Origin of the sequence: Ventosimonas gracilis (assembly GCF_001580025.1) — a bacterium.
In the GTDB taxonomy this organism is placed as follows: domain Bacteria; phylum Pseudomonadota; class Gammaproteobacteria; order Pseudomonadales; family Pseudomonadaceae; genus Ventosimonas; species Ventosimonas gracilis.
Genome location: NZ_LSZO01000187.1, coordinates 1 through 7035 on the forward strand (window position 1 = coordinate 1; position 7035 = coordinate 7035).

The window sequence follows — 7035 nt, forward strand, 5'->3', positions numbered from 1 at the left end:
GCGTAATGTGTGCAGGCTAAAATTGAGTAAGCCCCAAAAAAGCCCCGACAAACTATCTAAGCTATTGATTTTATAATTTATTTTGGTGCTGTCCCTGCGCACTTGGCACGATGAGCGCGGCATGGCATTTCGGGATATGGCCGTACTCTATCCGGGCGGTGAAGCCGGGCACAACATGGAACAAGCACTGCAACAAGCGGCTATTCCCTGTATTTGGTTAAAAGACTCTAAAACCCGTAAAGATTACCGGGTAGACGAAGACAAAATCCCCATAATGACCATTCACAGCAGCAAAGGTTTGGAGTTTTCTACCGTAGTGCTGTTGGACGCTTCCTTTATTCCCGGCAAAGAAATTGATGATGCCGCATTAACCGCCGCCATGCGCCTGCTCTATGTCGGTATGACCCGCGCTACCGAGCGTTTATTGCTTAGCTTTCACCGCGATAATGAATTAGCCAAAGCGCTGCTGGCTAATCAAGCAAAGCCTTAAATAAAAAAAGCAGTCAATTTAATTAACCTGCAATATCTAGAGTATCTAAAGGTCATCACAAACCGCCCGGCGAAATACGGCGGGTACGCCGAGGCTAAAGGAGGCTATCGGCTGTGTGCTGTCGCCTTCGACCCTATCAATATGCCGCCCTAAGCGTGCGCCTGCTTGGTACTGATTGATAAGGCAAGCATGGGGCGCAAATCCCACTTGCAAGGATTTTGCGTTAATGGGTCGATTTGACTGTAGCGATAGCCCTGTTTATCGGCTATCCAGCCGATTTCAACGCAATGGGTCATGTGTCCGCTGCGTATTAGGTGAACATTCTGATGTGCTTTATTTTGGCGAGCAGGGCACAAGCAGCGCAGCGGGCAACAAAAAAGTGGCTGGCCGTTGGCTTTTATTTCAACAAGGTTTATGACAAATGCTGGCTTTATGGTTCCAAATGCCTGTCAGTCTGCTACTGTATGCGGCCACTTTGCAGCGCGTACAAACGACAACTTGGAGAGTTTACCTTGGGCCAGTACGTTATTTCCTTGGACCGCTTGGGTATTGCGGATGTTGAACGGGTAGGCGGTAAAAATGCCTCGCTTGGCGAGATGATCAGCCACCTCGCCGCCGCCGGTGTACAGGTGCCCGGCGGTTTTGCGACGACCGCACAGGCGTATCGCGATTTTCTCGAACAAAGCGGCCTTAATGCGCGTATTCATGCGGCGCTGGATGCGCTGGATGTGGATGATGTCAAAGCCTTGGCGCAAACCGGCGCACAAATCCGTGCGGCGATTATGCAGGCCGAACTACCTAAAGCGCTGGATAGCGCCATCCGCGAGGCTTTTAGCGTGCTTTGTGAAGGTAACGAGAACCTTGCCGTGGCCGTGCGCTCGTCGGCGACTGCTGAGGATTTACCGGATGCCTCCTTTGCCGGGCAGCAAGAAACCTTCTTGAATATTCGCGGCATCGACAACGTTATCCGCGCGGTTAAAGAAGTATTCGCCTCACTGTTTAACGACCGTGCTATCAGTTATCGCGTGCATCAAGGTTTTGACCACAAATTGGTCGCGCTGTCTGCGGGTGTGCAGCGCATGGTGCGTTCGGAAACCGCAAGCGCCGGGGTGATGTTTACCCTCGATACCGAATCGGGCTTTCCCGATGTAGTGTTTGTCACCGCCGCTTACGGGCTGGGGGAAACCGTGGTGCAAGGCGCGGTCAATCCCGATGAGTTCTATGTGCATAAGCCCACGCTGGAGGCGGGGAAACCGGCGATTTTGCGGCGTAATCTGGGCAGCAAAGCCATCCAGATGATTTATGGCGAAACGGCGAGTGCGGGCAAATCAGTAAAAACCATTGAAGTTGAAGAAGCGCAGCGCAACCGCTTTGCCTTGACCGATGACGAGGTCAGCCAACTGGCGCGACAAGCGCTGATTATCGAGCGCCATTACGGCCGCCCGATGGATATTGAATGGGCCAAAGATGGCGACGATGGCAGGCTCTATATCGTGCAGGCACGGCCAGAAACAGTAAAAAGCCGCAGCAAGCAAAGCGTGATGGAGCGCTATCTGCTTAAAGAAAAAGGCGAAGTATTGGTAGAAGGTCGCGCCATCGGGCAGAAAATCGGCGCGGGTAAGGTGCGCGTGGTGACTGATATTGCCGAAATGGACAAGGTGCAGGCGGGCGATATTTTGGTCTCGGACATGACCGACCCGGACTGGGAGCCAGTGATGAAACGCGCCGCCGCCATTGTCACCAATCGCGGCGGGCGCACCTGCCACGCGGCGATTATCGCGCGCGAGCTGGGCATTCCCGCCGTGGTGGGCTGCGGCAATGCCACTTCGCTATTAAAAGACGGGCTGGGCGTAACGGTCTCCTGTGCCGAAGGCGATACCGGCTTGGTGTTTGCCGGGGAGTTGGGTTTTGACGTGCGCAGCGATTCGGTCGATGTGATGCCGCAGTTGCCTTTTAAAATCATGCTCAATGTGGGCAACCCCGATCGTGCCTTTGACTTTGCTGGATTGCCCAATGCCGGTATTGGCTTGGCGCGGCTGGAATTTATTATTAACCGCATGATTGGCGTGCATCCTAAAGCGCTGCTTAATTTCAGCGCATTACCCGAAGAGATTAAGGCCAGTATCAATAAACGCACAGCCGGTTACGCAGATCCGGTGGCGTTTTATATTGAAAAACTGGTCGAAGGGATTAGCACACTGGCCGCAGCCTTTTGGCCGAAAAAAGTGATCGTGCGTTTATCGGACTTTAAATCCAATGAATACGCCAATTTAATTGGCGGCAAGTTATTTGAGCCGAATGAAGAAAACCCCATGCTTGGCTTTAGGGGCGCTTCACGTTATATCAGCGAGGGCTTTCGTGACTGCTTTGAACTTGAATGCCGTGCCTTAAAAAAAGTTCGCGAGCAAATGGGGCTTAGCAATGTTGAGATTATGGTGCCCTTTGTGCGTACCTTGGGTGAAGCGGCGCAGGTTATCGACTTATTGGCGGCCAATGGATTAAAACGCGGCGAAAATAATTTGCGCATTATTATGATGTGTGAATTGCCATCCAATGCGATTTTGGCTGAAGAGTTTCTCGAATATTTTGACGGTTTTTCCATCGGCTCCAATGATTTAACCCAATTAACCTTGGGGCTGGATAGAGACTCCGGCATTATTGCCCATTTGTTTGATGAACGAAATCCGGCGGTCAAAAAACTGCTGGCGAATGCCATTGCTGCCTGCCGCAAAGCCGGTAAATACGTCGGTATCTGCGGGCAGGGGCCATCCGACCATCCCGATTTAGCCAAATGGCTGATGGAACAGGGCATTGACAGCGTCTCGCTCAATCCCGATTCGGTGATGGAAACCTGGCTGTTTTTGGCGGGGGAGCAGTAGCTGGCAGCGCTGCCCACCAGCGGAGTCCGGGGAGAGGGAATGAAGGTTATTCAAACCCGTTTACCCGGCGTACTGATCATTGAACCGCGCGTATTTCGTGACGAGCGTGGCTTTTTTCTGGAGAGCTTTGAGCAGCAGCGCTACCGGCAAATCGGCATCGAGAAGCCCTTTGTGCAGGACAACCTGTCGCGTTCAAGCCACCAAGTGCTGCGTGGGCTGCATTTTCAGCGTCGCCGTCCGCAGGGCAAATTAGTTTCCGTCAGTTACGGGCGGATATGGGACGTGGCCGTCGATATTGAGCCGACCTCGCCCCATTTCACTCAGTATGTGGCAGTTGAACTTAGCGATACTAACCACCGCCAGCTTTGGCTGGCTCCAGGCTATGCGCACGGCTTTTGTGTGCTGTCCGCTTGGGCGGATGTGCATTACCGCTGCACGGATTTTTATTGTGCAGAGGATGAAAGCGGTGTGTGTTGGAACGACACAATACTGGCCATTGACTGGCCGATCAAACAGCCCATATTGTCGCAGCGCGATAAGCATCTGCCCAGTCTTACGGATTATCTTAAAAATCAATGAGAGTGTTACTTGTCGGCGCTAGCGGCCAGCTTGGTTTTGAAGTTAAGCGGCAAATGCAGGCGGGTTTTACCTTAATGCTGCCGAGTTCCCGGCAATTGGATATTCGTAGCGCTGAACAAGTAGCCAAGGCTTTGCGCGAACTAAAACCCGATTTGATCATTAACGCCGCCGCTTTTACCGCTGTTGATCAAGCTGAACAAGAGCCTGAGCAAGCCTTTGCGGTCAATGAGAGAGGTGTAAAGCATTTGGCGCAAAGTAATCTACCGATAGTTCATCTATCCACCGACTATGTTTTTAACGGCGAGTTACAGCGCCCGTACCGAGAAGAAGATAAACCCGCACCGCTCAATAGTTACGGACAAAGCAAGCTGGCCGGAGAAAAAGCGCTGACTGCGGTTAATCCACGTCACCTTATCTTGCGCACGGGTGGATTGTTTGGCGTGCACGGCAACAATTTTGTAAAAGCGATTTTGTATAAAGCACAAAACCGGCAGCTACTGACTGTAGTGAATGATCAGTTCAGCACGCCCACGCCTGCGCCCGCTTTAGCGAAAGCGATTGGGCAACTGGCTAAACACTATCGCGAGCAGGCTAAGCTGCCTTGGGGGATTTACCACTTCGGTGGGCAGCCAGCGGTTAGTTGGTACGAATTTGCAGTCACTATCGCCGAACAGGCGCTTATCTTGGGGTTGCTTAAACAACGTCCAGAAATAATAGCGATTAAGTCTGCCGATTATCCCGGCGCCGTTTGTCGTCCGCGCTATTCGGCGTTAGATAGCGGATTACTACAGCGCAGCTTAGGCCTTAGCCCGCCCGATTGGCGAGACGGACTACGGCAGATGCTGGCGCAACTCGCCTAGTGCATGCTGCCGCGTGCGGTCGCCGCCGCGCCGCTGGAAGCGGCAACAATGGTGGCAATCGCCAGCCACTGTGTCAGGCTTAATACTTCGTGCAGCAAGAGCAGCCCGATAAGCGCACCAAACACCGGCTCCAAACTCATCAAAATGCTAAAGGTGCGCGTGGGCATGCGCGTCATTGCGTACATCTCAAGACTAAATGGCAGCGCAGCGGACAGCACCGCCATGCCAAGGGCAATGGGCAAAATGGACAGCGCAAACAAATCCGTCCCGGCACTGTGAAGCCCCACCGGCAGCACCATCAGCGCACCGACCAGCATGCCGAGCGTGACCGTATGCTGACCGTTCTGCGCACCGGATTTTTGTCCGAAGACGATATAAAGCGCCCAGCAAAAACCCGCGCCGAGCGCCAGCAAAATACCTTTAATCTCAAGTGCCGCAGCATCGGTATGCGGCATCAGCATCCACACACCAGTGGCTGCCAACGCCACCCAGAGCAAATCGAGCAGTCGTCTGGAATATAAAAGAGCAAGACCCAAAGGCCCCAAAAACTCCAAAGCCACCCCAATACCCAGCGGGATATATTGGATGGCCATATAAAACATCAAATTCATGCCGCCGATGCTAACCCCATAAGCCAGCAGCCAGCGTGCATTACTCCAAGCAAGCCGCGCCCGCCAAGGTCGCATCAGCGCACACAAAATCAGCGCCCCCAAACCAAGGCGCAGCGCGACCGCGCCCTGTGCGCCAATCAGTGGGAACAACTGCTTGGCCAGCGTCGCCCCGACATAGACGGACATAATGGCGACCAGCAGCAAGGTAATCGACAGCACCAGCGAGGCGCTGCTGTTATTGGCAGAATGATTGGGCATGGGTTTTACGACAAATCAGGGCATAGAGGAAGACATACACAGCCCGCGCAGTATGCCCGTGCCCCGATAGACATGCTAGACACAAAAGAACACCCAGTAGCTATTGCCGCCGCCTTGCCATTTTGTAACTATCGCCACGCCCATTAAGGGAGAAACCTTGCGGGGGCAGGGTGAAATAAAAAGGAGCGCTCAAAGGATGACAGCCGACAATACAAAGCAGCAGCCCGGCGGCACCGCCTCGCATTTGGCCGCTAATCAGGCGGACAATGCACCCAGGCCGACTCAATCCGCTGCCAGCAAAACCGGGCGCAGTGCGGCGGATACCAGCGCCGCGCTGGATGCCACGCAGATGTACCTCAATGAAATTGGTTTTTCCCCGCTACTGTCTGCTGAGGAGGAAATCCATTTCGCCCGCTTGATAAAACAAGGCGATGCGGGCGGACGCAAACGCATGATTGAAAGCAATCTGCGTTTGGTGGTGAAAATCGCCCGCCGCTATACCAATCGTGGCCTGCCACTTTTGGATTTGATTGAAGAAGGCAATTTGGGGCTTATTCACGCGGTGGAAAAGTTCGACCCCGAGCGCGGCTTTCGTTTTTCCACCTATGCGACCTGGTGGATTCGCCAGTCCATTGAACGCGCACTGATGGATCAGACGCGCACCATCCGTCTGCCCATTCACGTGGTCAAGGAACTTAACCTCTATCTACGCGCCGCCCGCGAGCTAACGCAAAAGCTCGACCATGAGCCGTCTTCGGAGGAAATCGCGCAGCTTTTAGAAAAACCGGTCGGCGAAGTCAAGCGCATGCTGGGGCTTAATGAGCGGGTCGCTTCGGTCGATGTATCGCTAGGGCCAGATACCGACAAAATCCTGCTCGATACCCTAAGTGGCGAGCAGCAAAATGACCCGCTCAGCTTGCTGCAAGAGGATGACCTGTCCGCCAGTCTCGATCAGTGGCTCAGCGAACTGACGGAAAAACAGCGCGAAGTGGTGATTTTGCGTTTTGGTCTGCGCGGCCATGAAAGCAGCACCTTGGAACAAGTCGGTTTGGAAATCGGCCTGACCCGCGAACGGGTGCGGCAAATTCAGGTGGAGGCGCTTAAACGCCTGCGTGAAATCATCGAACGCAACGGCCTTTCCAGCGAGGCGTTGTTTCATTAGCGTTTCATTAGAGAGGGCATGTATTCAAGACGGCGGCCGGTTTAGGTTGATACCTGCTTCATAAAGCAAGTTGACCAGCTCGACTATCATCACCGCCGTCAATCCCCAAGGGTCTTAGGAAGCAAACGCGATCAAAGCGGCTGTTCACGCAGTAATTTTAGCAAGGCCAGATAGATGTTTTCATGTCGATGATTGA

The 7035-nt window shown here is 53.4% G+C and carries 7 protein-coding genes and 2 pseudogenes; 5 read left to right on the top strand and 4 right to left on the bottom strand.

Annotated features, from left to right (window positions below):
- Positions 1–121 precede the first annotated feature (121 nt).
- Positions 122–490: a 3'-5' exonuclease gene (locus tag AXE65_RS10490; protein WP_079214139.1), complete on the top strand. Its 369-nt coding sequence runs from the start codon at positions 122–124 to the stop codon at positions 488–490.
- A gap of 72 nt (positions 491–562) precedes the next feature.
- Here AXE65_RS10490 and AXE65_RS14470 read toward each other — a convergent pair.
- Together AXE65_RS14470 and AXE65_RS14050 are read right to left on the bottom strand one after the other, a co-directional pair.
- A pseudogene (locus AXE65_RS14470) lies at positions 563–694 on the bottom strand (alpha-ketoglutarate-dependent dioxygenase AlkB); the annotation flags it as partial.
- Positions 640–786, bottom strand: a complete 147-nt coding sequence (locus tag AXE65_RS14050; protein ID WP_204376555.1) for a hypothetical protein — start codon at positions 784–786, stop codon at positions 640–642. The gene AXE65_RS14050 and the pseudogene AXE65_RS14470, both read right to left, overlap by 55 nt.
- Before the next feature lie 216 nt (positions 787–1002).
- Here AXE65_RS14050 and ppsA point away from each other — a divergent pair, with 216 nt between their 5' ends.
- The 3 genes from ppsA to rfbD are packed head-to-tail and all read left to right on the top strand — an operon-like array spanning position 1003 to position 4808.
- On the top strand, positions 1003–3369 hold the full coding sequence (gene ppsA / locus AXE65_RS10495; protein ID WP_068391959.1) for a phosphoenolpyruvate synthase: 2367 nt from the start codon (positions 1003–1005) through the stop codon (positions 3367–3369).
- Positions 3370–3408: 39 nt separating this feature from the next.
- Positions 3409–3948: a dTDP-4-dehydrorhamnose 3,5-epimerase gene (gene rfbC / locus AXE65_RS10500; protein WP_068391948.1), complete on the top strand. Its 540-nt coding sequence runs from the start codon at positions 3409–3411 to the stop codon at positions 3946–3948.
- Positions 3945–4808 (top strand): dTDP-4-dehydrorhamnose reductase, encoded by an 864-nt coding sequence (rfbD, locus tag AXE65_RS10505; RefSeq protein ID WP_068391951.1) that lies wholly within the window; start codon positions 3945–3947, stop codon positions 4806–4808. The genes rfbC and rfbD overlap by 4 nt, the downstream gene beginning before the upstream one ends.
- Here the strand turns inward: rfbD and AXE65_RS10510 are convergent.
- Positions 4805–5677: an EamA family transporter gene (locus AXE65_RS10510; RefSeq protein WP_068391953.1), complete on the bottom strand. Its 873-nt coding sequence runs from the start codon at positions 5675–5677 to the stop codon at positions 4805–4807. The genes rfbD and AXE65_RS10510 overlap by 4 nt on opposite strands.
- A gap of 196 nt (positions 5678–5873) precedes the next feature.
- Between AXE65_RS10510 and rpoS the strand changes: the two genes are divergently transcribed.
- A complete protein-coding gene (gene rpoS, locus AXE65_RS10515) occupies positions 5874–6839 on the top strand; it encodes an RNA polymerase sigma factor RpoS (RefSeq protein ID WP_068391956.1) in 966 nt (321 codons plus the stop codon).
- A 24-nt stretch (positions 6840–6863) separates the two neighbouring features.
- Here the strand turns inward: rpoS and AXE65_RS13615 are convergent.
- A pseudogene (locus AXE65_RS13615) lies at positions 6864–6947 on the bottom strand (CoA pyrophosphatase); the annotation flags it as partial.
- Positions 6948–7035 lie beyond the last annotated feature (88 nt).